The organism is Candidatus Dormiibacterota bacterium (genome assembly GCA_035532835.1).
Lineage (GTDB): Bacteria > Vulcanimicrobiota > Vulcanimicrobiia > Vulcanimicrobiales > Vulcanimicrobiaceae > DAHUXY01.
In genome coordinates this window covers 1-26434 of the sequence record DATKQG010000112.1, presented here as the reverse complement: position 1 = coordinate 26434, position 26434 = coordinate 1, and the positions used below count along the sequence as shown (strand labels likewise).

At 63.5% G+C, this 26434-nt stretch carries 30 protein-coding genes; 22 read left to right on the top strand and 8 right to left on the bottom strand.

Annotated features, from left to right (window positions below; all coding sequences use genetic code 11):
- Positions 1–105 precede the first annotated feature (105 nt).
- Positions 106–1851 (bottom strand): ABC transporter ATP-binding protein, encoded by a 1746-nt coding sequence (locus VMW12_13790; GenBank protein HUZ50795.1) that lies wholly within the window; start codon positions 1849–1851, stop codon positions 106–108.
- 76 nt (positions 1852–1927) lie between these two features.
- Here VMW12_13790 and VMW12_13785 point away from each other — a divergent pair, with 76 nt between their 5' ends.
- Positions 1928–2533, top strand: coding sequence for a DUF4870 domain-containing protein (locus VMW12_13785; protein ID HUZ50794.1), 606 nt, complete (start codon positions 1928–1930; stop codon positions 2531–2533).
- On the opposite strand, the gene VMW12_13780 is transcribed toward VMW12_13785, so the two are convergent.
- Both VMW12_13780 and VMW12_13775 read right to left on the bottom strand, forming a co-directional pair.
- Positions 2496–3947 (bottom strand): deoxyribodipyrimidine photo-lyase, encoded by a 1452-nt coding sequence (locus tag VMW12_13780; GenBank protein ID HUZ50793.1) that lies wholly within the window; start codon positions 3945–3947, stop codon positions 2496–2498. The genes VMW12_13785 and VMW12_13780 overlap by 38 nt on opposite strands.
- Positions 3948–3949: 2 nt before the next feature.
- Positions 3950–4261: a c-type cytochrome gene (locus VMW12_13775; protein ID HUZ50792.1), complete on the bottom strand. Its 312-nt coding sequence runs from the start codon at positions 4259–4261 to the stop codon at positions 3950–3952.
- A gap of 107 nt (positions 4262–4368) precedes the next feature.
- Between VMW12_13775 and VMW12_13770 the strand changes: the two genes are divergently transcribed.
- Entirely contained in the window at positions 4369–4863 is a 495-nt protein-coding gene (locus VMW12_13770) for a hypothetical protein (protein HUZ50791.1), read from the top strand.
- Here VMW12_13770 and VMW12_13765 read toward each other — a convergent pair.
- The 4 genes from VMW12_13765 to VMW12_13750 form a co-directional block, all read right to left on the bottom strand.
- On the bottom strand, positions 4860–5855 hold the full coding sequence (locus VMW12_13765; GenBank protein HUZ50790.1) for a TonB family protein: 996 nt from the start codon (positions 5853–5855) through the stop codon (positions 4860–4862). The two genes, VMW12_13770 and VMW12_13765, sit on opposite strands and share 4 nt — an antisense overlap.
- Complete coding sequence (locus VMW12_13760; GenBank protein ID HUZ50789.1) at positions 5856–6374, bottom strand: RNA polymerase sigma factor; 519 nt, start codon at positions 6372–6374, stop codon at positions 5856–5858. It abuts the gene before it with no gap.
- A 100-nt stretch (positions 6375–6474) separates the two neighbouring features.
- The gene (locus VMW12_13755) at positions 6475–6969 is read right to left on the bottom strand and encodes a hypothetical protein (GenBank protein ID HUZ50788.1); all 495 of its coding nucleotides are present in this window, start codon (positions 6967–6969) and stop codon (positions 6475–6477) included.
- 448 nt (positions 6970–7417) lie between these two features.
- Positions 7418–7903: a hypothetical protein gene (locus tag VMW12_13750; GenBank protein HUZ50787.1), complete on the bottom strand. Its 486-nt coding sequence runs from the start codon at positions 7901–7903 to the stop codon at positions 7418–7420.
- 1 nt (position 7904) lies between these two features.
- On the opposite strand from VMW12_13750, the gene VMW12_13745 reads away from it, so the two are divergent.
- Positions 7905–8072, top strand: a complete 168-nt coding sequence (locus VMW12_13745) for a hypothetical protein (protein ID HUZ50786.1) — start codon at positions 7905–7907, stop codon at positions 8070–8072.
- Positions 8073–8118: 46 nt separating this feature from the next.
- Here VMW12_13745 and VMW12_13740 read toward each other — a convergent pair whose 3' ends face one another.
- Positions 8119–8634: a hypothetical protein gene (locus tag VMW12_13740; protein HUZ50785.1), complete on the bottom strand. Its 516-nt coding sequence runs from the start codon at positions 8632–8634 to the stop codon at positions 8119–8121.
- Positions 8635–8839: 205 nt separating this feature from the next.
- On the opposite strand from VMW12_13740, the gene VMW12_13735 reads away from it, so the two are divergent.
- The 19 genes from VMW12_13735 to VMW12_13645 form a co-directional block, all read left to right on the top strand.
- Positions 8840–10132, top strand: a complete 1293-nt coding sequence (locus tag VMW12_13735; protein ID HUZ50784.1) for a hypothetical protein — start codon at positions 8840–8842, stop codon at positions 10130–10132.
- Complete coding sequence (locus VMW12_13730; GenBank protein ID HUZ50783.1) at positions 10129–12183, top strand: protease pro-enzyme activation domain-containing protein; 2055 nt, start codon at positions 10129–10131, stop codon at positions 12181–12183. Before VMW12_13735 ends, VMW12_13730 begins: the two co-directional genes overlap by 4 nt.
- Positions 12184–12276: 93 nt before the next feature.
- Positions 12277–12549 (top strand): 50S ribosomal protein L31, encoded by a 273-nt coding sequence (rpmE, locus tag VMW12_13725; protein HUZ50782.1) that lies wholly within the window; start codon positions 12277–12279, stop codon positions 12547–12549.
- 76 nt (positions 12550–12625) lie between these two features.
- Entirely contained in the window at positions 12626–13726 is a 1101-nt protein-coding gene (gene prfA / locus VMW12_13720) for a peptide chain release factor 1 (protein ID HUZ50781.1), read from the top strand.
- Between the two features lie 4 nt (positions 13727–13730).
- Positions 13731–14600, top strand: coding sequence for a peptide chain release factor N(5)-glutamine methyltransferase (gene prmC / locus VMW12_13715; GenBank protein ID HUZ50780.1), 870 nt, complete (start codon positions 13731–13733; stop codon positions 14598–14600).
- A gap of 29 nt (positions 14601–14629) precedes the next feature.
- Positions 14630–16297 (top strand): CTP synthase, encoded by a 1668-nt coding sequence (locus tag VMW12_13710; protein ID HUZ50779.1) that lies wholly within the window; start codon positions 14630–14632, stop codon positions 16295–16297.
- 11 nt (positions 16298–16308) lie between these two features.
- Positions 16309–17052 carry a glycosyltransferase family 2 protein gene (locus tag VMW12_13705; protein ID HUZ50778.1) on the top strand — a complete coding sequence of 248 codons (744 nt, stop codon included), beginning with the start codon at positions 16309–16311 and terminating at the stop codon, positions 17050–17052.
- A complete protein-coding gene (locus VMW12_13700; protein ID HUZ50777.1) occupies positions 17049–18071 on the top strand; it encodes a glycosyltransferase family 1 protein in 1023 nt (340 codons plus the stop codon). Before VMW12_13705 ends, VMW12_13700 begins: the two co-directional genes overlap by 4 nt.
- Positions 18068–19576, top strand: a complete 1509-nt coding sequence (locus tag VMW12_13695) for a copper amine oxidase N-terminal domain-containing protein (GenBank protein HUZ50776.1) — start codon at positions 18068–18070, stop codon at positions 19574–19576. Before VMW12_13700 ends, VMW12_13695 begins: the two co-directional genes overlap by 4 nt.
- 63 nt (positions 19577–19639) lie before the next feature.
- On the top strand, positions 19640–19975 hold the full coding sequence (locus VMW12_13690) for a histidine triad nucleotide-binding protein (protein HUZ50775.1): 336 nt from the start codon (positions 19640–19642) through the stop codon (positions 19973–19975).
- 141 nt (positions 19976–20116) lie between these two features.
- The gene (gene rpsU, locus VMW12_13685; GenBank protein HUZ50774.1) at positions 20117–20287 is read left to right on the top strand and encodes a 30S ribosomal protein S21; all 171 of its coding nucleotides are present in this window, start codon (positions 20117–20119) and stop codon (positions 20285–20287) included.
- Positions 20288–20295: 8 nt separating this feature from the next.
- Positions 20296–20739, top strand: coding sequence for a GatB/YqeY domain-containing protein (locus VMW12_13680; GenBank protein HUZ50773.1), 444 nt, complete (start codon positions 20296–20298; stop codon positions 20737–20739).
- A gap of 51 nt (positions 20740–20790) precedes the next feature.
- Positions 20791–21990, top strand: coding sequence for an NfeD family protein (locus VMW12_13675; GenBank protein HUZ50772.1), 1200 nt, complete (start codon positions 20791–20793; stop codon positions 21988–21990).
- Positions 21991–22009: 19 nt separating this feature from the next.
- Positions 22010–23011, top strand: coding sequence for a flotillin-like protein FloA (gene floA, locus VMW12_13670; protein ID HUZ50771.1), 1002 nt, complete (start codon positions 22010–22012; stop codon positions 23009–23011).
- 3 nt (positions 23012–23014) lie between these two features.
- Positions 23015–23545, top strand: a complete 531-nt coding sequence (locus tag VMW12_13665; GenBank protein ID HUZ50770.1) for a hypothetical protein — start codon at positions 23015–23017, stop codon at positions 23543–23545.
- A 17-nt stretch (positions 23546–23562) separates the two neighbouring features.
- Positions 23563–24462: a PhoH family protein gene (locus VMW12_13660; protein HUZ50769.1), complete on the top strand. Its 900-nt coding sequence runs from the start codon at positions 23563–23565 to the stop codon at positions 24460–24462.
- A 17-nt stretch (positions 24463–24479) separates the two neighbouring features.
- Positions 24480–24926 (top strand): rRNA maturation RNase YbeY, encoded by a 447-nt coding sequence (gene ybeY, locus VMW12_13655; GenBank protein ID HUZ50768.1) that lies wholly within the window; start codon positions 24480–24482, stop codon positions 24924–24926.
- Positions 24923–25630 carry a diacylglycerol kinase gene (locus tag VMW12_13650; GenBank protein HUZ50767.1) on the top strand — a complete coding sequence of 236 codons (708 nt, stop codon included), beginning with the start codon at positions 24923–24925 and terminating at the stop codon, positions 25628–25630. The genes ybeY and VMW12_13650 overlap by 4 nt, the downstream gene beginning before the upstream one ends.
- 66 nt (positions 25631–25696) lie before the next feature.
- The coding region (locus VMW12_13645; protein ID HUZ50766.1) for a CNNM domain-containing protein at positions 25697–26434 on the top strand (738 nt) is incomplete at its 3' end.

Genomic DNA, 26434 nt, shown 5'->3' with positions numbered 1-26434 from the left:
AGCCGGGTTTTTCGCACGATGCGAAAAACCCGTGCGTCCCCGCCATAGTGGTGTCGGCTCCCCAGCCCGCCATCGCCCAAGCGCCACCCGCTACGGTGCAGGCGGTCAGCCCGCGAATTGGGCCGCGTGCAGACGGGCGTATGGGCCGTTGCGGGCGAGCAGCTCGTCGTGGGTGCCGAACTCGAGGACGCGGCCGCCTTCTATATAGAGGATCGTGTTGGCGCGGCGGATCGTCGAGAGGCGGTGCGCGATGATGAGGGTCGTCCGGCCGGGCAGCAATCGGTCGAGGGCTTGCTCGATGAGGACTTCGGAGTGGCTGTCGAGCGCGCTGGTCGCTTCGTCGAGGATCAGGATGCGCGGATCGCGCAGGATCGCGCGGGCGATCGAGATGCGTTGGCGCTCGCCGCCCGAGAGGCGGGCGCCGCGTTCGCCGACTTCGGTTGCATAACCGTCGGGGAACTGGCGAACGAATTCGTCGGCGTTGGCTTCGCGGGCGGCGGCATAGACTTCTTCGTCCGAGGCTTCGAGGCGGCCGTAGCGGATGTTTTCGAGGATCGAGGTGCGGAAGAGTTGCGGGTCCTGCGGCACGATCGCGATGTGGCGGCGCACGTCGGCCAGGCGCACGGTCGCGAGGTCGATGCCGTCGATGCGGACCGCGCCGGATTGCGGCACGTAGAAGCGCGGGACGAGGTTGACGATGGTCGTTTTGCCCGCGCCGGATGGGCCGACCAGCGCCACGATCTCGCCCGCGCGAATGCTCGCGTTGACGTGCGAGAGCGCGGGCGGCTCGTCGGCGGCGTAGGCGAAGGTAACGTCGTCGAATTCGATCGCGCCTTCGATTTTCGGAAGCGGCGCCTTGGTGTCGTCGCTCTCTTCCCGCGGGAGATCGAGTACTTCGAAAACGCGGCCGCTCGAAATGACCGCTTTGCTCAGATCGCCGACGAAGCTGGCCACGCGGTTGAGCGGGTTGACGAGGTTGACGAGCAGCAGCCAGTACGTGAACACGTCGCCGGTGGTGAGGCGTCCCACCAATACTTCTCGCGCGGATAGCCACACGATGACGATCACCGCCGTGACCATGATCGTAGAAACGACCAATGGTTGCGTGTTGATGAACTGGATCAGCTTCATGTATGCGCCGAAGTAATCGTCGTTACGACGGCGGAAGCGCTCGATTTCATAGGATTCGCGGCCGAAGGCCTTGACGATGCGTTGGCCGTGGAGAATCTCGACCAGCGTTGAAGAGAGGCTGCCGATGCGTTCCTGCGTGCGCGCGGCGCTTGCGCTGATGAGCTTTTGAAAGTTGGACACCGCGAGCGAAACGATCGGCGCGACGACGACTAGCGTGAGCGTCAGGAACCAATCGAGTTTGATCATGTATGCGAACGAACCGATGAACGTGACCACCGCCGTGATCAATTGCGGCAGCGACGTGCTGGTGGTATCGGTCATGATTTGCAGGTCGCTGTTGAAGCGCGCGATCAATTCGCCAGGGCGCCACTTATCGAATTCGCCGAGCGGCAGATTCAGGACGCGTTCGAAGAGTGCGATGCGCCAGCCCGAGATGAGGCGCTGCCCGCTGAATACGATGAGATACGTCTGGAAATATTGCGTGAGGTTCTGCAGCGTGAGCGCTACGAACGTGACGCCCAGGCTCGTGTACAGCACGCCGATGACCGGCGCCGTCCCGTGCACGGGGGCCAGCACGCGGTTGACGATTTGGCCGAATGCCCACGGCGGAACGATCGCCAGCAAGCCCGAGAGGGTGCCGAGCAGCGTGCCGGCGATCAGGCGGGGGAAGTACGGTCGCGCCTCGGCTGCGAGCCGTGCGATGGTTTCATTCCGGGTCATTGGCTGGGCGGACTTGCGGGGCTCGCGCGGTGAAACCTCCTGGGGTGCTGCGCGGTAGGTGGGGAAGGTGAACGAAATGGAGACCAGATACGCCATGGACTGCTTCTTCCACAGTAATGTCCCGTCGGTTGCGCCGTGCACCGACTGCGGGAAACCCATCTGCGCCACGTGCCGCAGCGCGCAGGGGACGTGTCCTAGCTGCCGCCTCGCGCAAAAGATCGATGCCGCCGCGGGAAGCCGCGAGCGCATCGCCGGCGAGGTGCCTCCCCGCCGTCAAACGCCGCCGCCGCCCGGGCCGCCGCAGCAGCCCACCGTCACGGTCACGCAGTCGGTCGCCGTCAACCACGACGACCCGGTCGAATCGCGCGCATTGATCGCGCTCGGGTTTCCGCTCTGGCCGCTGGCGCTACTGGGACTCTTCGACCGCAAGCAGTCGCCCTATCTGCGCCGGCAAACGTACAACGCGCTCGGGTTCAACATCGGCATTTGGGCCTTCGGCGCAGTGCTGACGTTGCTCGCGAACGTTCCCGGGCTCGGGATTTCGGCGTCGATCCTGCTGCCATTCCTGGTGCCGCTCTTCCTGGTTGCCAGCGTCTTCTTCGGCATCAAAGTGTGGCACGGCGATGACGTTCGAGTGCCGATCGTCAGCGATTGGCTCGACGAGCGTCTTCCGGTAAAATAGCCAGGTGCGCGCGATAGCGCGTTAGAAACGCACGCGCCGCCGCCTCGTGATCGAGAATCGGCGACGGATAGGCGGCCGTGGCAAATAAATCGAGCGTGAGTTGGCGCTCGTCGCGAACGCCCCAGGTTGCGAGCGGACGTTGCGCGAGTTCGGGAACGAAACGCTTCACATAGGCGCCGGTTGGATCGAACCGGCGCCTTTGACGTTCGGGATTATAGATGCGCGGATACTGCGCCATATCGGCCCCGACGCCGGCGACCCATTGCCAATTACCGGTCGCTAGCGCCCGGTCGTCCTCGATGGTCCAGCGATCCCACTCATCACGCCCCACGCGCCAATCCACGCCCAAATCGAAGCAACAGAACGACGCGGCAACCGCGCGGACGTGCGGATGCATCCACCCCGTTTCGTGCAACTGCCGGATCCCGGCGTCGACGAGCGGAAACCCCGTGCGGCCCCCGCGCCAAGCGTCCAAGCCTTCGTGCGTGCGAGCGAATGTGAATTCTGCCATTTTTTCCTGGAGCGGCTCGTTCTGCGTGTGCGGGTGAAACCACGAGAGCTGTAAGAAGAAATCGCGTTGCGCGAGCGACCGCAAAAACAGTTTGATCGATGCCCGCTCCTCGGCGAGCAAGAACGGATCCTCGGCACGCGCGTTGGTCGCCCGGACGACCGACCGTGCCGAGATGGTTCCAAACGACAAATGCGCGGAGAGATGCGAAGTACGATCTTCGCTGGGGACGTTCATCGTCAACGCATACTGCGTGACGGAATCTTGCAGAAACGAACGCAGCGCGTCCCGGGCAACTCCGGCGCCCGCCTCGATCGCGCGCTCCGCAGCTCCAAACTCGTTGGGGGCCGGCAGCGGTTCGCTCTGCAGATCGCTGCGGGCGAAGCGCACGAAGAGCGGCACCTCGTACGACGCAACCTCGATCGTGCGCCACAAGTCGAAGTACGGGGCGAAGGCGCGGTACCCCGCACCTTCGTGCGCCGCGCGGGCCTGCACGATGTCTTCCGGGCCGATCGCCGGCGCGTCGTGCACGATCGCCGCCCGCAACCCCGCCTCTTCCAGGTCCGACTGGAGCCGTTCGTCGCCCTGGATGCCGGCGCCGTCATACGATGCGCCCCACGCGACGCCTCCGGCTCCCGACGCCCGCGCTACATTACGCAGGCTCGCGCCCAACGGGCCGCGCCGCACGATCAGCCGGCTGCCTCGCTCGCGCAGGCTCGCGTCCAGCGCGTGAACGGCCGCGCAATAGAATGCCGCGCGGCGCGCCGAGTGGCTCAAGGACGCTTCGAGCGCCCGATCGATCACCAGGACCGGCAGAATCGGCCCGTGCGACGCCGCGGCAACCAACCCCGCATGGTCGTCGAGCCGCAGATCGCGCGTAAACCGAAAGATGAACGGAGCGTCCACGCTCACAGGCTTTGCACGTATGCGCCGAGATCGGCGACATCTTGCGCGGTGAGCGTTCCCGGGAAGAGCTTCGGCATCGGCGGGGTCGGGTGCTTGATGGCTGCGATGACGGCGGCGAGGCTCTTGCGCGTTCGTTCGCCGCGCAGCGACGGGCCCACCGGGCCTCCGCCGCCGTCGGATCCGTGACACATCGCGCACTGCATCGCGAAGACGCGGCCACCGCGCGAGCCGCTCGAATCCGTCGGCGCGGCCGAACGCTGGTCCACTGCCGCAGTCAAGGAACGCACCGCGGCATGATGCGCGCAGCCGGCCATGGTGCTCAACGCCACTACTACGGCGCAGGCGCGGAGGAGCCTTAACGACATTCGGCGCGGATTCGGGCTAGAGGTGGCGTTCTCCCCACTTGCGTACTGATGTATCCGTGGCTGGACGAAAGGTCTTTCTGCGCTTTGCACAAGCGAGCGATGTCGATCGTTTGAGCAAGGACGGTGTTCTTAGTGGCCCACCCCCCGCGCGCGAAACCTGGAACCAGCGCGTGGTGAAGTGGCTCTCGGAGCAGCGAGCCGGACGGCGCGTTATCTTGATTGCCGAAGACCAATCGGGTCTGCTCGGGATGGTGCAACTCGTCTTCAGGTTGCCCTTGGGCTACGACGATCCGGAAGCCGCGAACGGCATGGACGTCGCGATGATGGAAGGGCTGCGCGTGCGCGAAGGCGTGCCAGCGGAAATCGGTACCGAACTGGTCGGCGAAGTTCAGCGCGTGGCGATGAAACGCAATATCAAAACGCTGACGTTTCTGTTACCGATGAACAACAATCGCGCGATCGCCCAAGCTCGCAACTGGGGCTTTGAAGAATTCCGGATTATGGCCGAGCCGAATAAGATGCTGGCCTTCTTCCGCAAATCGGTAGACTAATCGTTACCGTTCGAACGAAACGTGAATGCGTCGCGATACGTGCTGGGGACGCCGCGTCCGTTGATCTCGCGCGGTAAAAACCGCGCTTTCATCGCCGCCTTGCAGACCGCGTGATCCAGCACGAGATAGCCCGATGCCTTGGTAATCGTGCACTTCGTAGGGATTCCGCGGCCGTCCACCGCGAGTTCGAACGCCGTGGTTCCGTTGGCGCCCTCCGCGTATGCAATCATCGGCGGCACCGGATCGATGGCTGCATCGCCGCCGACCGGTTCCACTTCGCGAATCGTCGGGGGCGCGGCTACGGCCATCGACTCCGCTCGGTGTTCCAACGGGGGCGGCACCTGCGCCGAAGCGGCGGCATTGGCATTCGCAGCGCCGGCCGGATCGCGCCGCCAAATGGGAATATTCGAAGCCGCAACGGTGGTTTGCGCGATGACGGTGCGGACGACGTGTATGGCAGGCGGCTCGGGCTTGCGCGCGCTCTCACCGACGACGGCGGTGCGCGGCGCTTCCAGATGAATCACGTTATGCACCACGACCATGTGCGCCGAGCGTGCCTTGAGTACCGCCGCGTGTTTGGTTACCGGCACGCGACGCTCCAGCGTCAAATGTTGGCCGTCGTAGTCGATGACGATCGGATTGACGGGCGTGGGTTTGGCCGCACCCAGGCCGTACGCCACGAACGCATGGACGCCGACCGATGCCACCAGTGCGATGCCTGCGGCCATCGCGCCCATCCGCCACGCCCGATTGCGCGAGCGCGCCGCAACGTGCCACGGCGGAGCGATAACCGGCTCCCACGTTTCCATATCGCGAGCGCGCGCGACGCCGGCCATCACGCGTTCGATCTCGCGCTCGCCGCCCAGGCTTTCGATGCACGACGCGCACGACGCGACGTGCCCGCGGTACTCCGCGCGCTCGCTATCGGTAGCTTCTCCTAATGCGATCGCACCGGCCAAAATCTCGGCGCGCTCGCAGACGTTCCGAACCACTTATTGCTCCGTCATGATCGACCGCAGCGTCTTCATCGCGCGACACACGCGTTGACGCACCGCATCGGCCGAAGTGCCAAGTACTGCTGCCGCTTCTTGCGAGGAGTATCCGGCGTAGCTCGTTAAGAGCACGGCGCTGGCTTGTTCGGGTGGCAGTTGCCCGATTGCCGCCTGGAGATCCACGGAGACCGCGCTCTGCTCGTCGATCCGCCAACTTCTCGTGTCGTGATCGCGCTCCAGCGGGATCATGCGCACGATTTTCTTCCGCCGTAAATGCGAGATCGCGCCATTCGTTGCCGTCTTATAGAGCCAGCCCGCGGTCAGCGGCCGCTCCGGGTGTTGCTTGAGCATCCGAAATGCCGCCAAAAATACTTCCTGAGTGAGGTCGAGCGCAACCTCGCTATCCCCGACCATTCGCCGCAGGTAGCGAGCGATTCGGGTTTGATAGTCGCGCACCAACAGCTCGATCCGTGCGTTTACGGCCGCGCTATCGCGAACTGCGAGGTAGACCTCCTCCATACCGGGCCCCCCTTTAGGCAGGCAACGATTCCGCTTCTTGAGCTGTGACGGGTAAGCCTGGCGTTTTTATATCGGGGGCGCGGTCGCAACAGGTGCGCGCCTAAATGAGCGCGCTCCGCACGGGGGCGCGGTCCGCATCCGATTTCAGCGCGACCACCACGACGATGCCGCCGTTTCGCACACCGGTGCGCCAGTCGTCGGACTCGAGCCCCACCTCTAACAGGCCGCCGATAATGCCGCCGCTAGCGGCGCCGGCCCCGACCCCCGCAAGGACCGCTGCCAGCGGCCCGACCACGAAGGGCGCCGCAACGCCTTCCGTGGCGACGATCATCGCCGCCGCGGCAGCCGAGGCGACGATCGCCCCGATCACCCCGCCGGTAACGGCGCCTACCGACTGGCCCGTTTCACCCATGCCGCCCAGCGCAGCCGTCGGAGCGGTATCGCTCTGGAAATTCTGATCCTGCGGAATATCGTGCTCGTCGACGATGAGGCTCACTTGCTCCGGGCCGTAGCCGACTTCTTCTAAGCGCCGCACGGCCTCTTCGGCATGTATCTGATTCTTGAAAAGCTTGGCCTCGTACTCAATACCCTGCATCCGATCGTCCACCATTCCGCCCACGCAAGGGCACATCGCACTCGCCGAGAGCATGTATACATGCTACCCAGGTATCGTTCGCATCCCAAGAAGCCCCAATGAATGTTCCAAGAACGCCCCACACCCCGCCCATTCACCTTCACCCCATACCCTCGGCCTTTGCCGTCTCTGCCCTTGTGCCGAGGCCTCTGAAGGAGCAGCGGAGCCGAGATGGCGGGAGCAATATTCCAAAAACGCCCGACACCCCGCCCATTCACCTTTCACCCCCATGCTCTCGGTCTTGGGGAGTCTCTGCCGTTGTGGCGGGCCTGTGAAGGAGGAGCGGAGCCAGGATGGCGGGAGCGACGACGAACGGAGCCGGATTTTTCGCACGATGCGAAAAATCCGTGCGTCCCCGGCAAACCGGTGTAGCCCGCTCTCGGCGGCGCTACAACCGGTGCAGACGGACTTACTGCGGGGGGAGGCCGCTTCCGCCGGTGCCGCCCATACCGCCGAGGCCGGTGCCGGGGTTGATGTTTTCGATCCAGTTTTCTTTCGGGCGATAGGCTGCGGTGAACGGGATCTCACCCTTCGGATCCGTTAGCAGGCCGAGCATGTCGGTGGTTCCATCGAGGGTTGACTGGAAGAGCATCGTCGTGCCATCGGGCAACGAGACGACGACGCGCATATGTTTGCCGTCGACGGAGCCTTCGAGCGGATACTTCTTGCCGTTTGCATCCATATACTCACCGGTCAACGTGTCGGCGACCTGGTCGAGTTTGAAATGCGTGTATTGCGTGCGCGCATTTTCGCGCTGAATTTGGATCTCCCACACGCCGGAGATGCCTTTGCGCGCGTTGATCGGCGGCGTCGGTGTGGGCTTCGGCGTCGGCACGGGCTTGCCGTGCACGAGAAGCGGAATCGGGGTTATCACCGGGGTCGGGAAAGCGGGCATCGTGCTCGTAACCGGTGTCGGGAGCGCGCCGGTTGAAGGGGCCGCCGACGGCGCCGTCAATGGCGGCGGGCTCGGTGGCGGCGTAGAAGCGACCGCTACGCTTGCTTGCGTGAGCGACGGGGCCAAGAGCGCGGCGAAGGCGCTAGCTGCAAGGAAAAAAGTCGACTGAAATTTCACGCTGTTGCCTTATGCACGGTTGCGGATGGTCCTTTGCGTTAGGGGCTGGTGAGTGGGTTTGGTCGCCGCAGTTCGTTGGGCGGAAGCCGAACGGGGCGGGGCATCGTATTGAGATTCGCCGCTTTTTGCACGGCGGCTACGTCGGCGGCCAGCGCCCCAAGCGCGGCTGACGACGAGGGACATTGTAGATCGCCGGACGCCCAGCCATGATACGTCAAGATCGTCGTCGATCCGAAGGACGCGCTTTTCATACAGTGCCCGCTCTGGGCGCCGGCCTCCCTCGCCGCTTTCGCATCGGCGAGGAGCCGCTGCGCGAGCGCGGACGGCACCGAGATAGGGTGGGGGGCCAGCGGCGCCGGCGAGGTGCCGTAGCGGCGCTGACCGATCGTGTACGTGCCCGAGCCGTCGGAGCGGATCGTGAGCGTCCACGGGGCGGTGTTGGTCGACCCGCTGTTGGCTACCCGAGCGCCATCCAGGGTTGGCGCAGCAGCCATCAATCCGAGCGTTGCAAGGAGGGCGACGACGCCGACTTTCATCGTAGTGACAAATCTCATATAGTACTCCGGTAACGACACCGAGTGGTTATTTGTTCCCCCTGCGGGGCAGGTGAAAACTTAACATTTCTGAACGACCGGACGCATAGACGTTCGGGAAATTCGAAAAACGTCGCAGGAAAGCGGTGCTCTTGGCTCCGGTTACGTGCGTACCTTTTTCTGTTCCCGGGCTTCGCTGCTGCAATAGCTTTTGGAGTTTGTCTCTATGCGACAACGCATTTTTCTCATAGCAGCGGTCGCGGCGTCCCTAGCCCTTACCGCTTGCGGTGGGGGTGGTTCGGTTCCGAGCCCCGGCTCGCCCACCGCCTCGCCCGCTCCTTTTAACGTCGTCTTTAGCGGCACGAAAAACGTGCAAGCGACGTACGCATATCCGGCCGCGTCGCCGTACCCGAATGAAAACCTCACCTCGCAGATCAACGAATCGACGACGATCACGAGCCCGGTTTCAAAAACCACCTACTACCAAACCACCGAGACTGAGGCCCTGCCGAACGTGACGCATACGTATACGACGCAGGAAGAAGTCGCGCAGACCGCCGGCACCGGCAATCTGCAGAATCTCGTCGTCGGCGGCATCAACTATAGCGATGACAGCAACGATTCGCAGCAGGTGCGCTATTCGCCCTATCTGATCATCGACGAAGAGCCGGAGAGCAACGGCCTCACGTGGTCGAATACTGCGGCGTTAACTGCGAACGAAAAATACGCCGACGGCACGACCGTCGCGCGGACGCAAAATGCGGATGGCAGCTACACGGATGCCCTGGTCGCGCCGGATGGAACCAACGCGACGATCACGCTGAACTCAGATGGTTCGGGCGGTATTTCCACGCCGAGCGCTTCGCCCGCGTTGTTCGGCGGACAGGTTATCTCGTACGGTTTCTCCGCGCCTTCGGCTGCGCCGTCGGCCGGCGGATTGATTACCGTCTCGATCGACTACAACCCGGCGTTGGGTATAACGCCAAATCCGTATATCATTCAGGGTAATGCGTGGTTCGCGCCGATTTCGGCGACGAATCCGCTCTACAGCGATAGCACCGTCACGAGCAGTGCTACGTTCCCGGCCTCGTGCAGCGTTCCGGCTGCTTACGGTACCACCGGTAACGACGTCCGCCGTACGGTACAGTCGATCGATCCGATTTTAGGATACGAAGAGATCACGCAGACCGACGCGTACGTCGACCCAACGGTAGGGCCCGTGTGCGTCGCGCTGCAAGACGCGGTTCTGAGCTATTATAACTGGCAGGGAACCAATACATATGGTTCGCACAACTTCAGCAGCGGCCAGCCCCTGCAGATCACCAACACCACGCAGACGCTCACGTTACAGAGCGGCAGCGGGGCCGGTATCCAGGGATTGCTTTCGTTGGCTCCAGCCGCTATCGCCGGCGCGGAAGCGAACTTCAACGCAAGCATCAGTGCCGTTCACATGAAGCGCACGGCGGCCTTCGTCAATTACATTCGTACCTTGAGCACCAACGGAGGTCGCCCGCAGTGAAGACTTCATTACTAGCACGGGCGTTCGCCTTCGCGCTCGCCTCCTCGCTCTTCGCGGCATGCGGCGGCGGCGGCGGTGGCGGAACGACGTCGTCTATTCCGCAGACCACCAACGGCGGCGGACAAAATACCGTCCCGGGATCGCTCCAAGACTTTAGTTGGGGAGCCTCGTTGCTCCAAAACGCACACCAAATCGGTCCGGCGCAATTCAATCAGATGTCGGTCGATGTGATGGTCAACCCGCAGAACGCCCAAGGGTTACTGCAATACGCCCAGGAGGTAGCGAATCCGGGCTCCGGCCTATACCGTCACTTCCTGACTCCGGAACAAATCGGACAGCAGTTCGGGGCGTCGCAAAACGATGTCACCGCGGCTGAGGCGTATTTCCAGAAGTACAACCTGGGGGTTGGGACGTGGCCTCAGCATCTGCTGATGGTCGTTACCGGCAAACAAGCCGATCTCGAAGCCGCATTCGGTACGAAGTTCGGCGTCTTCCAGGGCCAGGGCGGGAACCAATTCATCGCGCCGGAATCGGCACCGCACTTCGCGCAGGTGGTTCCGATCGCCGCCGTCGTGGGACTGGTGAACGAGCACTTGAATCGCACGTTCTTCCTGCGCCCCGGTAACGGTTCGTATTTCGGAGAACATCCGGCGCAGATCGCTCGGGCTTTCGATTATACCGGCGCCTACTCGAAATCGTTCACTGGAGCCGGAATCAATATCGGTATCATCGGCACGGGCGGCATCTCGCCTGCTGATTACCCGGCCTTCGCCGCGGCAACCGGTGCGAAGATGGCGCCGATTACGCTGGTTCCGGCGGTCGCCCAAACCCCGAGCGCGCAGAACAACAACACCGGCACGGGCGCCTTTGACGATCCAACCGGATTGTCGACTCCTCCGGCCGTAACGGCACCGTGCTCCGGCGGCAGTGCCACATTCCCAACGGCGTCGTGTAATCCTGAGGATGGCGAAGCCCAGCTCGACACCGAGCAAGCCGCTTCGCTTGCCCCCGGTGCGAACGTACTGTTCTATCTCGCGTTCAATCACAACGATTGCTTGGGTGGCGGCTGCCCGCCGGGAGCGATTGGGCTTCAGGGCCTCTACTTAACCGACGACGAAATTCAGCAAGCGATCGCCGATAATACAGCCGACGTTATCACCATGAGCTACGGCCTAGGCGACCCGGATGCTCTCGGATATTATTTCAACACTTCGGGTGTAGGCGTAGGACCGCTCGAGTTCGCGGCGCTCGCCGCGGAGGGCATCGCGGCGTTTGCCTCGTCGGGAGACAACGGCGCATATAACTGCTCTACGCTTAACGCGAAGAACCAGGCAGTTCCCACGGCCCAGATGTGTGCAAACTACCCCGCGACCGACCCATCGGTTGTCGCAATCGGCGGCGTCAATTATCCGATGGATAATGCCGGGAACCTCGTTGCGGGCCAGCAGATCACTGCATGGGCGAGCAATACGACCGCGAGCGGCGACGGATTCTTCGATAACTCTGCGGGCTCGGGCGGCGGCCCCTCAGGGACGTTCGCGGCGCCTCCGTGGCAAGCGGCGATCCCAGCCATCACGGCAATGACGGGGGGGCTTCGTGGAACCCCTGACATCTCGATGTTGGCCGACCCGAACACCGGGCCGTTCCTCTTGATGAACGGCGGATTCGCCGGATTTGAAGCGCAAGGCGCTTCGGGCGGCACCAGTGCCGCTTCGCCGGAGTTTGCCGCGGCATGGGCTCTCGTGCTCCAGGCCTGCAAACAAAACGCGGCGTGCGCTGCCGGTGGAACCGGCCCGCACCCGTATCGTCTCGGCAATCCGGCCGGCTTGCTCTACAAGATCTACGCGGCAAACGGCTCCTACGCGGCGCCGTCGGCGTTCTACGACATCACCGCCGGGTCCAATAGCGTGAGCAACCAAGGTACGATTCAACCCGGCTTCTCGGCCGGTCCGGGATACGACCAGGTCACCGGCGTCGGCGTGCCGTTCGTCGGATACCTGATCAACCAGGCCCTTACTACTGCGGGTGGCACGAGTCCGAGCGTTCCGTAACCGGGTACTCCCGGCACCGGATTTCGGCCTAACGAGGGGAGTGTCACGTTGGTGGCACTCCCCTCTTGCCATGGCTGTTATAATCGAGGGGCTGTGAAACAGAATATCCACCCCAAATGGAACACCGAAGCTCGCGTCCATTGCGCGTGCGGTAGCACTTTTACGACCGGTTCGACGCTCTCGGACATCTCGGTTGAAATTTGCTCGGCTTGCCACCCGCTCTTTACCGGTCAGCAGAAGCTGATCGATACCGCGGGTCGCGTCGACAAATTCAACCAGCGTGCCGCCGCAGCCAAGAAGAAGCAAGAAGAGGCTGCAGTTCGCAACGCCGAGCGTGAATCGAAAAAGGTCGCGGTCGAAGCGTAGCGTCCCCATCCACACCTGTAGACGAGTCGCTCTAGCGGCTCGTCTTTTTTGTGCTGAACGTGGTTGAATAGAGACGATGGCTGGATTAACCGGGAGCGTAGCGGCTCGCCTCGATACGATGGTGCGCCGCTTCAACGAAATTGAAGCGAGCCTCGCGAACACGGGCGGCGCATTCGATCAGGCGCGCTTTACCGCGTTGGTAAAAGAGCGCGCATCGCTCGAAGAGACCGTGCAGGCCTATTCCGAATATCGCAAAGCGCTCGACGAAATCGACGCGAACGACGCGCTGATCGCCCAAACCGACGATGCGGAGATGCGCGAACTCGCGCGCGAAGAATCGAGCGCGCTGCGCGAACGCGCCGAGGCGCTCGAAGCCGAGCTGCAGCTCCTGATGATCCCCAAGGATCCGAACGACGACAAGGACATCTTCATCGAGGTCCGGGCCGGAGCGGGCGGCGACGAAGCGGCAATCTTCGCGGGCGATCTGGCTCGCATGTACATGCGATTCGCCGAATCTAAAGGCATGAAGGTGGAACTCGTCTCGGAGAGCGAGAGCGACGCGGGCGGTTATAAAGAAATCGTCTTCGGCGTACGGGGCGACCAACCGTACCGCTACTTCAAATACGAGTCCGGCGTCCATCGCGTGCAACGCGTGCCGGCGACCGAGGCGCAGGGGCGCATCCACACCTCCACGGCGACGGTTGCGGTGCTGCCGCAAGTCGATGATGATGTGGAGATCGAGATCAAGTCGACCGATCTGCAGGTGGACACCTATAAGGCCAGCGGCGCGGGCGGCCAGCACGTCAACAAAACCGAATCGGCCATTCGCATCACGCACGTGCCCAGCGGCATTATCGTTGCCTCGCAACAAGAGCGCTCGCAGATGCAGAATCGTGAAAAAGCGATGACGATGCTGCGCTCGATGTTGTACGAACGCCAGCAGCGCGAAAAAGAAGAAGCGATGGGCTCGCTGCGGCGCAGCCAAGTTGGCAGCGGCGATCGTTCGGAGAAGATTCGGACCTACAATTATCCGCAAGATCGCGTGACCGATCACCGGATCAACCAAAATTTCGGAAAGATTCCGGCGATCATGAACGGCGACATCGGCCATATCGTCGACGAATTGCTCAAAGACGAGCGCGCGAAATTGCTCGCCGGCGAAGCGACCCCCGCGTAACGGCGTGCTCGGGTCGGACGTGCCCGTCACCGTCGGTGATAGCCTGGCTGCGGCGGCCGAGCGGCTGGGCGCGAGCAGCGATTCGCCGCGTCCCGACGCGCAGCTGTTGCTCGCGCATGCGCTGGGGACGGGCCGCGATTGGCTGATCGCGCACGCCGATGCACGCGTCGATGCGCACGCCGGCGAGCGGTTCGAGGGCTACGTGCGCAGACGTAGCGGCGGGGAGCCCGTCGCCTATATTCTCCAGACCGCGTGGTTCTACGGCCGCGAATTCACCGTCGGCGCGGCGGTGCTCGTACCGCGTCCGGAAACCGAGCATCTCATCGATGAAGCTCTGGCGCACCTAGGCGGCGCACGCGCCAAGTCCCCTGCACTTCTCGACATCGGCTTAGGCAGCGGAGCGATCGCGTGTACCCTCGCTGCGGAGCTACCGAGCGCGCGCGTTACCGGCACCGAAATCAGCCCCGAGGCGCTGGAGATCGCGCGCGAAAACGCGCGGCGGCTCGGCGTGTCATCGCGCTGCGAGTTTCTGCTCGGCGATTTGGCGACGCCGGTGCGCGGCCGGCGCTTCGATACGATCCTCGCGAATTTGCCGTACGTCGCAACCGCGCAGATCGCCCCCGCACCGGACCCGGTCAGCTTCGAGCCGCGCCTCGCCCTCGACGGCGGCGCCGACGGCCTCGGCCCGTACCGCAGGTTGCTACCGGAGCTCCCGGCATTGCTCGAACCGGGCGGCTTGGTGCTGTTGGAAGCGGCGCCGGCTTCGGTGGCGGCCCTGGCGGCCTTGGCCTCGGATGCGTTCCCGGGTGGGGCGGTCTCGATCGGCTTGGACTACGCGGGGCACGAACGGTTCGTCCGGGTGCGGGAAGCATAGCGCTCGGCGCGGAATACCGTCTTCCCGAGATGGCGAAGTATATTTTCTTTACTGGCGGCGTTGTGAGCTCGCTCGGTAAGGGCATCACCGCGTCCTCGCTCGGGCGGTTGCTGAAAGCGCGCGGAATCAGCGTATCGATCCAAAAATTGGATCCGTACATCAACGTCGACGCCGGCACCATGAACCCGTATCAACACGGGGAAGTCTTCGTCACCGAAGACGGCGCGGAAACCGATCTGGATCTTGGCCACTACGAGCGCTTCATCGATGAAAATCTGCTGCGCGCGAACAACGTCACGACCGGGCAAATCTACAATTCGGTCATCGAAAAAGAGCGCCGCGGCGACTATCTCGGCGCGACCGTTCAGGTGATCCCGCACATCACCAACGAAATCAAGGCGCACATCAAGCGCGTTGCCGAAGCGAGCCACGCCGACGTGTGCATCGTCGAGGTCGGCGGCACGGTCGGCGATATCGAATCGCTCCCGTTCCTAGAGGCGATTCGCCAAATGCGCTACGACGTCGGCGACGAGAACGTGATGTTCTGCCATCTCACGCTGGTGCCGCATTTGGGCGCCGCCGAAGAATTAAAGACCAAACCCACGCAGCATTCGGTGCGCGAGCTCCGTGGGATCGGCATCTCGCCGGACGCGATCGTCTGCCGGACGCAGTCCTCGGTGCCTATGCCGATCGAACTCAAGGAGAAGATCGCGCTCTTCTGCGACGTGCCGCCCAGCGCCGTCGTCCAGAACGGCGATGCGAAGACGATCTACCAAGTGCCGCTCAATCTGGAAGCTGAAGGGCTGGCAGATGCGGTGGTGCGCAAGCTCGGCCTGGCCACCACGCGTCCGCAACTCGACGAATGGGCGAAGATCGTCGAGCGGATCGGCCACCCGCTGCGCCGCGTCACCATCGCCTTGGTCGGCAAGTACGTCGAACTCAAAGATGCCTATATTTCGATCAACGAGGCCCTCTACCACGCCGGCATCTTCCATCAAGCCGAGGTTGAAATTCGGCGCATCGATTCGGTCGTCGTGGAGAACGACGGCATCGACGTCCTCAAGGGCGTCGACGGTATCCTCGTAGCGCCGGGGTTCGGAGCACGCGGCGTCAACGGCAAACTGCGTGCGATTCAGTACGCTCGCGAACACAAGATCCCATTCCTAGGCATCTGCTTCGGGATGCAACTCGCTTGTGTCGAGTTCGCTCGGGATGTGTGCGGTATCCCGCGCGCGATGTCGATCGAAGTCGACGAAGCCACGCCCGATCCGGTGATCGATTTCATGCCGGATCAACGCGACCTGGAGATCTACGGCGGAACCATGCGTCTGGGCGCCTACGCCTGCCAGCTCGAAGCGGGGAGCCTGGCCGCCAAGGCGTATGGAGACCTCGAGATCAGCGAGCGTCATCGCCATCGCTACGAGTTCAACAACAAGTATCGCGCGACGTTCGAAGAGCACGGGATGCGATTCTCGGGGCATCACTCGGTCGGTAAGGCGACGCTCGTGGAAGTCGTCGAACTCCCGCAATCGATGCATCCGTGGTTCGTTGCGACGCAGGCGCATCCCGAATTCAAATCGCGCCCCAACAAACCATCGCCGCTCTATCGCGATTTCGTCGGTGCGGCGCTCGTGCATGAAGAGCGCATGCGCGGCGTTCACGGCCAGACGGCCCCGCACAGCACGCACTCGCTCTGAACGTCACCAGCGTGACCGCCGCGATCCTCACGCGCGATGAAGAGCGGCATCTTCCGCGCGCGCTGACCAGCTTGCCGCGCGAGATGGCGGTCCTCGTGCTGGACGCGGAGTCGGACGATCGTACCGTCGAATACGCCGCGGCGGCGAACGCCGAAGTGATCGTGCGGCCCTGGATCGATTTTGTAGATGCGCGGACGTACGCTCTGGCTGCCGTCCGCACGCCGTGGACTCTCGTGCTGGACGCCGATGAAGCGCTGGACGACATCCTGCGCGAGGCGATTGAGCGCGCGCCCGAAGACGTCGACGGCTACATCGTGCGCCGGACGACCTATTTTTGCGGTAAGCCCTTACGGATGTGGCGCAACGAGCCGCTGCTGCGACTCGTGCGCACCGGACGCGCGCGCGTCGTCGCACGCCCCGCGGCGGGTGGTAGCGCGGCGCTTCACGAGCGTCTGGTCTGCGATGGGCCGGTCGGCGAACTCGACGGAACGCTGCTGCATTATTCGTACCCGACGATCGAATCGTATCGTTCGAAATTCGCTCGGTACACCTCCATCGAGGCCGCCGGGATGCAGGCGAGTTTCGTGCGCGCCCTCGCGGCAACGCTGATCGCCCCGCTCCGCTGTGTGGATTTCTTGGTGCGCCGCGGCGCCGTGCTCGACGGCCCGCGCGGCTGGTACGTCGCGTGGTGGTCGGCGTGCTACCCGGCGGTGGTTGCCTGGAAGGCGGCGTTTCGCGCGCCGGACCACCCATGAAGCGCATCGGGTTCGACGCGCGGGTCGGCCGCCGCGTTTCGGTCGGCATGGCGACCTATATCGGCGAAATCGTCGCGCGCATGCCGCGCGTTGCCCCGGAGTTCTCCTATCGCGTGTACGACAAGGGCGGCAATTTCGGTTTCGCGGAGCAAATCGGCATGCCGTTGCGCATGCGTCGCGACCGGATCGATTTGACGCACTACCTCGCGCACTACGTGCCGTATCTCGCCGGCGGCCGATTCGTCTTTACCATCCACGACCTCATCCATCTGCGTTTCGAGCGGTACTTCCGCGCGTACATCGGGCCGTACTATCGCACGGTGGTCAAGAAGGCGTGCCGTAATGCCGCCCGCATCATTACCTCCGATCGCCGCACGATCGCCGATCTCGTCCACTACTACGATGTCGACCCGGCCAAGATCGCGGTCATTCCGCTCGCGGCCCGCGACCGGTTCTTTACCCCCGTCGAGCCCTTCAGCGCGGAGCGGCCGTATATTCTCAATGTGGGCAATCATCGCGAGCACAAAGATATTCCGACGCTCCTTTCGGCATGGTCGGCACTACCGGCCGATCTCGAGGTCGATCTCTACCTCACCGGCGCCGACGATTTCGGCGGAGCATTACAACGGCTCTCAACCCCGCGCCGCCGCGCGATCGCTCTGGGTGACGTAAGCGACGACGAGCTTGCGGCATATTACGCGGGAGCGCGGGCGCTGGTGCACCCCGCGCTCCTCGAGGGTTTCGGGCTGCCGTTTGTCGAGGCGATGGTCGTGGGCTGCCCGGTGATCGCGACCACCGAATCGATCCCCGAACCGCTCGCACCGGTAAGCCTGCAATTCGAACCGCGCGATGCGGAAGCGGCGAGCGCGCAGATCGAACGCGTGCTGCGCGACGAGACGCTACGCCGGGATCTCCTGGAACGCGGCAGAGAGGTCGCACGCTCGCTGACGTGGGAACGCACGGCGCAGGCAACTGCAGAGGTGTATCGCTCCGTCTTTGCGGAAGGGGGCGACGTATGAAGCGAGCACTCGCCGTGGTGGGACTGGCTCTTTGGCTGCTGGGCGTTGCGCCGTTGCCGAGCGCTACGCCGCGCGCGATTTCCATCGTGATCAATGGCGACGTGCTGCCCATGCAGCCGCCGCCGCGGTTCGAGGGCGGGCATCTCCTGGTTCCGGTGCGGCGCACCATCGAATCGCTCGGGTTGGATTTTAATAAGAGCGGCAAAATCATCACGACGCACGTCGGCGCGCGCACGGTAACCCTGGCGATCGGCAGCCGCATAGCCCACATCGACGGCGAACCGGTGTACATGGATGCCGCCGCGATCGAAATCAAAGACGTGCTGTATGCGCCGTTGCGCTTCTTTACCGGCGTGCTCGGCGCGCAGGCGAGCTACGATCGCCTCGCCCACCAGGTGACGATCGTGGCGCAACTGGTCGGCCGGTCGGGCGCGGGCGTCACCAGCACCAAGAACACGATCGTCCGCATCGGGACCGTGACTGCGGTCGATATCGATTCGGATCCGCCCACCGTCACGCTCACCTACAACGCCTCGGTGCGCACGATTCCGATCGGTTCGAACGCAAGCATCGAGATGCACGACGTCAACGCGAACGTCACGGTACCGGGTGAGTTGAGTAGCGTACGTCCGGGAGATTTCGCGCGCATCACGATGCGTAAAAACGGACACGTGACGCGGGTTGAAGACGAGTATGGCTCCTACCAAGGGCGCGTTGCCGCGGTAGCAGCGAATCGTTTTGTGTTGGCCGACGGCCACGTGATCGCTCCGTCGCGCACCACGGTGATATCGATCAATGGTGTGTCCGCGCAGATCGCCGACCTGCATGTGGGTGACGGCGCGACCGTCCGCTATAACGTCGAAACCAACGAAGTGCGCGAAATCCTGGTGAGTCGCGCGGTCGCCGCAGTTGCCGGCCCGGCGGCCGGCCCGCAGATCGCGAGCGTCAACTCGAGTGCCGATCGCCCGCTACGCGCAGGCGAAAGTGTGAGCGTCACCCTCCGCGGGACGCCGGGCGGGTCGGCGACGTTCGACATCGGCCCGTACGTCGGCAATTTAGCGATGAGCGAGGGGCCGTCCGGGCTCTATCAGGCGTCGTATCAGATTCCAGCGGGTGCCAATTTCTTCAATGTGCCGATCATCGGGCATCTGAGCTTGGGGGCCGTGCAGGCGCCCCTCGTGCAGGCTCCGCAGATGCTCTCGGCGTCGAGTACGCCGCCGGGGGTCTCCGGGTACGCTCCGGCGGCCGGCGAAACCGTCAACACGAGCCGGCCTGCCGTCTATGCGACGTTCGCCTCCGTCAGCGTGCCGGTCAATCCTTCGAGCGTGCTGCTCTGGGTCAACGGGCGCGACGTCACCGCCGATTGCGTGCGAACCGCGCAGTTCATTCAGTACATGCCCGCGTATAGCTATCCGAACGGCACGATCTCGGTGAGAGTCCGCGTGGCAGATCTCGCCGGGAACACCACTACGAAGTCGTGGAGCTTCATCATTCGCAATCGCTAGGAGGCTGTCGGAGTTGAGCCGGAAACGTGCTCAATTCCGAGAGCCTCCTAAGGGGAAACATCGGTGGACTGTATTTTCTGTGACATCATAGCGGGCAACATTCCCAGCAATCCCGTCTACCAAGACGAGGATGTGATCGCTATCAACGATATCAATCCGCAGGCCCCCGTTCACAGGCTCGTCATCCCGAAGAAGCATTTCGCCGATGTCACCGAGATCGAGCGCGCAGAAGACGGCGCGTTGCTCGCAAAGCTCTTCGCGACGGCATCTCGCCTGGGCCGCCAATCCGGCGGCGGATTTCGCCTGGTCGTCAACACCGGCGCCGAAGGCGGCCAAACCGTCGATCACGCCCACATTCACGTCCTCTCCGGCCGCTTCATGGAATGGCCCCCAGGATAGCTCGGGCGCCCTCGTTGCCCCATACGTCGTTTGACCCTGGCTGCCGGCTGTGATACAGTACGGCGGTTGAGGCCGTTTTCGGCCTTACGCATTTTTTGTCGTGGGCCATGGTGCCGCGGCGCGAAGGGGGGTCGTACAAGAATGGAAGTTCGCATAGCTCCGGGCGAATCGATTGAGAGCGCATTGCGCCGCTTTAAGAAGGCCACCCAAAAGGCCGGCATCTTGGCAGAGGCACGCAAGCACGAACATTACGAAAAGCCGAGCGTTCGCAAAAAGAAGAAGTCGGCCGCCGCGCGCAAGCGTCGCACGTAACCTTCCTCATGGCAGCCCTTAAAGACCGTCTCTCGTCCGAACTGAAGGACGCGATGAAGGCGCGCGACCAGATGCGCCTCGATACCCTGCGTTCGGCACTCTCCGGCTTCACCTATAAACGGACCGAAGCCGGAAAAGACCTTACCGAGGACGAGGAGCTCGATGTCGTGCGTCGCCTGGTCAAGCAGCGCAACGATTCCCTGGCCGAGTTCGAGAAGGCCGGGCGTACCGATCTGGCCGAGAAAGAGCGCGCCGAGCGCGATATTCTGGCCGCGTACCTGCCGCAGCAAAAATCGGCCGAAGAGGTCCGAGCGATCGTGAAATCGATCCTGGCGGAGCTTCCGGCGGATGGGCGCAATCAGGGCGCCGCGATGAAGGCCGTCATGCCGAAGCTCAAGGGCTTGGCCGACGGTAACCTCGTGCGGGCGATCGTCACCGAAGAACTCGCGTAACCCCCCGAGTTTTCTCGTAACCTTTCATGCCGCTACCGAGTAGGTAGCGGCATGATGGTTTTCCAGCGCGTTCGCGCCGCGTGTTCGGCGGGACTCATCGCGTTCGGTTTCGTCGGCTTAGCCGCGGCGGCGGTTCCCACGCAGGCGCCGGTGGAGCTCATCCCCATCCAGGGCACGATCGACCAAGGTACCGCGAACCTCGTCGCGCGCGCCCTCGCGCAGGCTCAAAGCTCGGGTGCCGCAGCCATCGTTCTCAACGTCGATAGCGGCAGCGGCCTTCCCGCTGCGGCAAGCGAGATCCGCGCGGCGCTAGGCACGGCGGGACGGCCCGTTTACGCCTACGTCGAGCACCGCGCCTATGGGGCGGCGGCGCTCGTAGCCCTGGCCGCCTCCCACGTCGTCCTCGCCCCGGATGCCTCCATCGGTGCGGTCGAGCCGCTTCCCGGGATGGCGCAAAGCCTGACGTCACCCCTGGACGCCAATGAAGCGATCCGCGCCCACGTTGCTACCGGTACCGCCGCGACGCTCGACGCGATGCTTGAGAACGAACACCTTGCCGACGCGGCGCTTCAGACGGCGACGTATTCACCGGGCGAGCAGATCGCTCGGATTGCCACCAACCCGATCGTGAGCGGCCTGCTATTGACGCTCGGACTGCTCGGATTGCTGGTCGAGATGCAGACGCTGCACGGTATCGCCGGCGTGATAGGCCTAGGCGCGCTCACGCTCTTCTTCGGAGCGCATATTTACGCGGGCTTCGCGGGCGGCGTCGTCGCGCTCTTGGCGATCGCGGGGCTGCTCGGGATTCTTTGGGAATTGCACGTCGTCCCGGGGCACGGGGCTCCCGGAATACTCGGGGCGGTGGCGCTGATCTGCGCGGTGCTGTGGGCCTTCGGTTTACCGCTCTTGTTCGTGGGGATCGAGACGATTTCTACGTCGATCGTCCTCACCGTGATCCTGTTCGCGGTCGTCACGCGGGCGTTTCCGGAGAACGCCTGGATGAATAAGTTGATGCTGAGAGCGGATCAGGGCCCCGATTACGTGACCAGTTCGGATTTTAGCGGTCTGCTCGGCGCTTCCGGTACGGCGGATTCGTACTTGCGTCCCTCGGGTGTTGCGAACATCGACGGCAAACGCGTCGACGTCCTGACCGAGGGCGAATTCATCGCGCAGGGAACGCCCATTCGCGTAACGCGCGTGCAAGGCGCACGCATCTTCGTGGAACCCGTTCACCTCCCAAGCTACCAGTAACCACCAGAAGGAGCTCTTCGTGGTCGCAGTCAGCGCGCTGGTCATCATCGTCGTCGCCTTCATTCTCTTCTTCGCATTCTTATACTATTTCCCGATTGGGATGTGGATCCGCACGGTGGCCGCGGGCGTTCCGTTGGGCATCATCGCGTTGGTTCGCATGCGACTGATCGGTATTCCACCGAGCGTGATCGTGACCAATTACGTGCGGGCGCGTAAGGCGGGCCTGATGCTCACGGTCGATCAAATGCAATCGCATTATCTGGCCGGCGGTAACGTTGAAAACGTCACGCTTGCGATGATCGCGGCGCAACGCGCGCAGATTCCACTCGAGTGGCAGCGCGCCGCGGCGATCGATTTAGCCGGGCGAAACGTCGTCGAAGCCTTGCAGATGTCGGTTACACCCAAGGTGATCGAAACCCCGATTTTCCAAGGCGTCGCGCAGAACGGCATTCAGCTCAACGTCAAGGCGCGCGTCACCGTGCGCAGTAACCTCGATCGGTACGTCGGCGGTGCCGGCGAGCAAACCATCATCGCGCGCGTCGGCGAAGGCGTTGTCGCAGCGGTCGGCGCGGCCGTCGATCATAAGGAAGTCCTCGAATATCCGGATCGCATATCGAAGACCGTCCTTTCCAAGGGACTGGATGCCGGTACCGCGTTCGAGATCGTTTCGATCGATATCGCGGACGTCGACGTCGGTAAAAATATCGGCGCGGAGTTGCAGACAAGCCAGGCCGAAGCCGATCGCCGGATCGCCCAGGCGAAAGCCGCGGAGCGGCAATACGCCGCGATGGCGTCGGAACAGGAGCAGAAGGCCGAAACGCAGGCGATGCGCGCTCGTGTCGTCGAGGCCGAGGCGTCGGTACCGGCGGCGATCGCGGAAGCGTTTCGCAGCGGGCATCTGGGCGTGATGGATTACTATCGCCTGAAAAATATCCAGGCCGATACCGATATGCGCAGCTCCATCGGTGGCCCGACGGACGGCGATACCTCGCAGCCGCCCCAGCCGCCGCCGAACAAGTAGCGCATGAATCCTCACGATGTCGTTTCGCTGATTGTCGCGGCAGTCGCCGTCATCGGCGTCATTTCGACCATCGGCTCGAGCGCGCAAAAGGCCCGGGACAAGCGCCGGCAGACGCTGGGAGGCGTGGGAATGGCAGCTCCCACCGTCGCTCGGCCGCCGGTGGCGCCCGTCCCTCAGCGCGTCGCACGGGCGTACGCGCAACGCCTCGCGGCATCGCTACCCAGCGCCCCGCCCCCAATATCGGCGGTACCGGTGCCCCCGGTATCGGTCTCGGCCCCACCGATAACCGCGCCGGCCCCCCCGCCGCCGATCGTCGCGCCGGCGCCGCCGCCGCCGATCGTGTCGACCCCGCGCATCGTCGCCGATCACGGCGTGCTGCAGCAACCTTCGCTCCGAACCGGGGTGTTGCGCGGTTTGTTCGAAGATAGACGTAACTTGGTACGAGCGGTCGTGGCAATGGAAGTACTCGGACCGCCCATCGCATTACGGGAGCAAGCACCCTGGACTCTACAGCCCAGCGAACCATCGACCTAACCCCACTCGGCGATCGCATGCGCCTCTTCGGCCAATTCGATCGCAATCTCTCGGCCTTGGAAGAGCGCCTCAACGTCTCCATTCGGGCCGACGGCGACACCCTGGTAGTGGCCGGGAGTAACGGCAACGTCGAGCGGGCGGAACATGCGGTGCAGCATATGCTCGAGGCCGCGCTCGGCGGCGCTCAAATCACTCCCGAGGATGTCGAACTAGCCGTCACCGACGCCCGCACGCAAAGCGGCGGCCGGTCTCTTCCCGGTACCCTGATCCGAACGCATCGCGGTAAGGAAATTCGTCCGCGGACCGACGGCCAGCGCGCCTTCGTGCGCGCCATGGAAGAGCGCACCCTTACGCTGGGGATCGGCCCGGCCGGTACCGGAAAGACGTTTCTCGCCGTCGTCATGGCGGTACGGGCGCTCAAAAATCGGGAGGTCTCCAAATTGATCCTCTCGCGCCCGGCGGTTGAGGCCGGCGAAAAGCTCGGCTTTCTTCCGGGTGATTTACGCGAGAAGGTCGACCCCTATCTGCGCCCGCTCTACGATGCCCTCTCCGAATTGCTCGACGATGCCGTGGTGGCGAAATATATGGAGCGCGGCACGATCGAAGTCGCTCCGCTCGCCTACATGCGCGGCCGCACGCTTTCGGATGCGTACGTGATTCTCGACGAGGCGCAGAACGCAACGGCCGACCAACTCAAAATGTTCCTAACGCGGCTGGGAAGCGCATCGAAGATGATCGTAACCGGCGACGTGACGCAGATCGATCTGCCGAACGGCGCGCGCAGCGGCTTGCGCGATGCGGCCAACCGTCTGCATGGCGTTGACGACGTCGGCATTGTGGAACTGACCGAGACGGACGTCGTGCGCCATCCGTTGGTGGCGCGGATCATTCGCGCATACGCTCGGCCCACACCGTGATCTACTATCACAATCGAGTGCGAAGGAGCGGCATCGACGCGCGCGCGGTTAAAAAAACGGTTGAAGCGCTCTTGGAAGCGGTTGACGAGCCCGGCTCGACGCTTTCGCTCACGCTCGTTAACGACGCGACGATTCGCGAACTCAACCGCGAGCATCGTGGCAAAGATGCCACGACCGACGTGCTGAGCTTTCCGCTCTTCGATCCGGACGAACGCGAGCAGAGCCGGGCACTGCCGGAGCGAATGCTCGGCGACATCGTGATCTCCGTCGATACGGCGCGCAGGCAAGCTGCGGACTACGATGCACCGCTCCAGCGCGAACTGGAGCGCCTCCTGATCCACGGCATCTTGCACCTGTTAGGCCACGATCACATGAAGCCGGGCGAGCGCGCCGAGATGGAGGCGCAGGAGCGACGCTTGGCGACCGCGATCGGCATGCCGTGGCCGTACGAGGAGGCGCGATGAATCGGCTCTGGCGCTCTTTCAACCACGCCTTCGAAGGCATCATGTACGCAACCCGGACGCAGCCCAACATGCGCGTGCACTTGGTCGTTGCGGCTCTGGTCCTGCTAGCGTCGCTGGTGCTGCACCTGGAGCGCTACTATATCGTCGCGTTGATCGTCCTGATCGCGCTGGTGCTCTCGCTGGAATTACTCAACACCGCCATCGAAGCGATCGTGGACCTGCTGACCGTCGCCCATCACCCGCTGGCAAAAACCGCCAAGGACGCGGCCGCCGGCGCGGTCCTGGTGGCCTCGGTCGCGGCCGTGGCCGTCGGCTACCTGATCTTTTACCAGGGCATCACCACCGGCGGCGAAAGCGTGTTCAATGCCGTTCAGTCGGTGCCGGCGAATACGGCGCTGATCGTGCTCGCGGTGGTCGCCATCGCGACGATTTTCGCTAAGGCCTGGGTTGGGCGCGGATCGGCCCTGCAAGGGGGCGCCGTTTCGGGACATGCCGCGCTGGCGTTCGCGGCCGCCACCATGCTGGCGTTCTTCTACCAAAAACCGCTGGCCGGCTTACTCGCGTACTTTATCGCCTTCCTGGTGGCTCAGAGTCGCGTGGAGGCCCGCATCCACACCTCGATGGAGGTGTTGACCGGGGCGGTGCTCGGGAGCCTGGCGGCCCTGGCCATCTATCTCTTGGTGCGTCCTCACGTTGTGTTATAATGGCGCGGCCTTGAATACCGACCCATATCGAAGTCCCCGCTCGCATCGCAGCCCCTGGGAGCGTCGATGAGCGAGACGCTACAGCAAGATTGGCCCCAGCTCGGCTTTCTCGTCCTGCTCGTGGTGCTAGCCGCGTTTTTCGCCGCCTCGGAAGCGGCGCTCATCTCGATTTCGAAGATTCGCGCCCGCACGATGCTCGAGCGGGGGCTGCGTCGCGCGGAGGACGTGGTATTGCTCCTCGAGGACCGCAACCGCTTCCTCACCTCCGTGCTGGTGGCCAATACGATCGTGCTGCTGGCGGCCGATTCGCTGGCGACCTACACCGCGATCAAGATCGGCTTGCCGGACGCTGCGGTTTTCTCGACCGTTTTGATGACGATCATCTTGCTGCTCTTCGGGGAGATCATCCCGAAGACGTTGGCGACGAGCGATGCCGAGCGGTGGAGCCTGCGGCTTGCGCCGGCGATGCGAACCGTCTCGTGGGTACTCACGCCGGTTTCGCGAGCGTTCCTCTTCACGGCCGAGCTGATCGTGAAACCCTTCGGTATCAAACATCCGCACCAGTTCGTCACCGAGGAAGACATCCGCACGCTCGTTGACGTCGGCGCGGAGCAGCGTGTGATCGAAGACGAAGAGCGGGAGATGATTCATTCGGTCATCGAGTTCGGCGATACGATCGTTCGCGAGGTGATGCAACCGCGCCCGAATATCGTGGCCGTCTCGGTCGACGATTCGCCGCGCCGCGCGCTCGACGTGGTGATCTCCGAAGGCTATTCCAAGCTCCCGGTATTTCAAGAATCGAAG

Bases quoted from the DNA above. Each gene is read 5' to 3' on its own strand.
- VMW12_13790 (HUZ50795.1), bottom strand. From the start codon at position 1,851: ATGACCCGGAATGAAACCATCGCACGGCTCGCAGCCGAGGCGCGACCG.
- VMW12_13650 (HUZ50767.1), top strand. From the start codon at position 24,923: ATGAATCGGCTCTGGCGCTCTTTCAACCACGCCTTCGAAGGCATCATG.
- VMW12_13785 (HUZ50794.1), top strand. From the start codon at position 1,928: ATGGAGACCAGATACGCCATGGACTGCTTCTTCCACAGTAATGTCCCG.
- VMW12_13750 (HUZ50787.1), bottom strand. From the start codon at position 7,903: ATGCCCGCTTTCCCGACCCCGGTGATAACCCCGATTCCGCTTCTCGTG.
- VMW12_13695 (HUZ50776.1), top strand. From the start codon at position 18,068: ATGAAGCGAGCACTCGCCGTGGTGGGACTGGCTCTTTGGCTGCTGGGC.
- VMW12_13660 (HUZ50769.1), top strand. From the start codon at position 23,563: ATGCGCCTCTTCGGCCAATTCGATCGCAATCTCTCGGCCTTGGAAGAG.
- VMW12_13700 (HUZ50777.1), top strand. From the start codon at position 17,049: ATGAAGCGCATCGGGTTCGACGCGCGGGTCGGCCGCCGCGTTTCGGTC.
- VMW12_13760 (HUZ50789.1), bottom strand. From the start codon at position 6,374: ATGGAGGAGGTCTACCTCGCAGTTCGCGATAGCGCGGCCGTAAACGCA.
- VMW12_13665 (HUZ50770.1), top strand. From the start codon at position 23,015: ATGAATCCTCACGATGTCGTTTCGCTGATTGTCGCGGCAGTCGCCGTC.
- rpsU (HUZ50774.1), top strand. From the start codon at position 20,117: ATGGAAGTTCGCATAGCTCCGGGCGAATCGATTGAGAGCGCATTGCGC.
- VMW12_13755 (HUZ50788.1), bottom strand. From the start codon at position 6,969: ATGCAGGGTATTGAGTACGAGGCCAAGCTTTTCAAGAATCAGATACAT.
- prfA (HUZ50781.1), top strand. From the start codon at position 12,626: ATGGCTGGATTAACCGGGAGCGTAGCGGCTCGCCTCGATACGATGGTG.
- VMW12_13775 (HUZ50792.1), bottom strand. From the start codon at position 4,261: ATGGCCGGCTGCGCGCATCATGCCGCGGTGCGTTCCTTGACTGCGGCA.
- VMW12_13735 (HUZ50784.1), top strand. From the start codon at position 8,840: ATGCGACAACGCATTTTTCTCATAGCAGCGGTCGCGGCGTCCCTAGCC.
- VMW12_13680 (HUZ50773.1), top strand. From the start codon at position 20,296: ATGGCAGCCCTTAAAGACCGTCTCTCGTCCGAACTGAAGGACGCGATG.
- VMW12_13710 (HUZ50779.1), top strand. From the start codon at position 14,630: ATGGCGAAGTATATTTTCTTTACTGGCGGCGTTGTGAGCTCGCTCGGT.
- VMW12_13675 (HUZ50772.1), top strand. From the start codon at position 20,791: ATGATGGTTTTCCAGCGCGTTCGCGCCGCGTGTTCGGCGGGACTCATC.
- VMW12_13740 (HUZ50785.1), bottom strand. From the start codon at position 8,634: ATGAGATTTGTCACTACGATGAAAGTCGGCGTCGTCGCCCTCCTTGCA.